This window comes from Enterococcus sp. 125944, assembly GCF_051909435.1.
Classification (GTDB): domain Bacteria; phylum Bacillota; class Bacilli; order Lactobacillales; family Enterococcaceae; genus Enterococcus_D; species Enterococcus_D gallinarum.
In genome coordinates, this window is sequence record NZ_JBQASY010000060.1 from 1 (window position 1) to 958 (window position 958).

The window sequence follows — 958 nt, forward strand, 5'->3', positions numbered from 1 at the left end:
ATACTCTGGAAGATTTTATGCTGCTTCAATTTATTCTTATAAGCATTCATTTGATAGGCCCATCCTTGATCTGAATGGAAGGTTCTACGAAATGGACAATCATTTGTCATCTGGATTGCTTCTTCTAATCCTTCCATTATGGCTAGTGCGTTTGGTTTTTCAGAAATCCGATAAGATAGAATTTCACTATTGTAGAAATCCATGAAAGGATCTAAATACAGCTTTTTCTGACGAACGACACCTGTGGTGTCTACTTCATAATACTTAAACTCTGTGGTATCAGTTGTAATTTTTTGGTGACAGATATTTGTATAAAACCGACGATGAATACGATTTTTGGCGACAGTGCCAACCTTCCCACGATAAGAATTGTACCGTCGAGATTTTCGAGTGTAAGACTTTACTTCGATACCTAGTTTTTTTATCAGACGTTGAATCTTCTTTTTATTGACATGAATCCCTTGATTCTCTAATTCTTTTTTTAGTCGCAGACAGCCGTAATCTTTATGATCTTTGCGAATTTCAAGCATTTTTTCTTCAATTTCTTGGTCTGGGTTTGGTCTGTCAAACCGTTTCTGCCAATACATATAGGTTGCTTTAGGAAATTTCAATGTTTCAAGAAGCTCAACTAGTTTGAATGATCCTCGGAGGCTGGCGATGATTCGTGCGATTGATTCTTGCGTCTTTGCTGGGCTTCCTGTTTTCGCAGCTTCCTCAACTCTTTTAAAAAGGCATTCTCAATTTGAAGGGATCGGACTTGCTTTTCTAATGCCTTGATACGATCGCGTTCTTCAGTTGTTGTATTTTCTTTTTTGTTTTCTTTTTTTCTAGTCAAAGTAAGTGGTCGCCCTTTCTCTTTTGAGAGCCCCTCAATACCTGCTTCTCTGAAATTACGCATCCAATTGGCAATAAGCGCAGGGTTGTTCATTTCTAAAGTGCTAGCAACTTCTCGATAGGA

General features: G+C 37.9%; 1 pseudogene. It reads right to left on the reverse strand.

Annotated elements, in window-relative coordinates:
* Positions 1 to 958, reverse strand: a pseudogene (locus ACTFWY_RS17775) (IS3 family transposase); the annotation flags it as partial.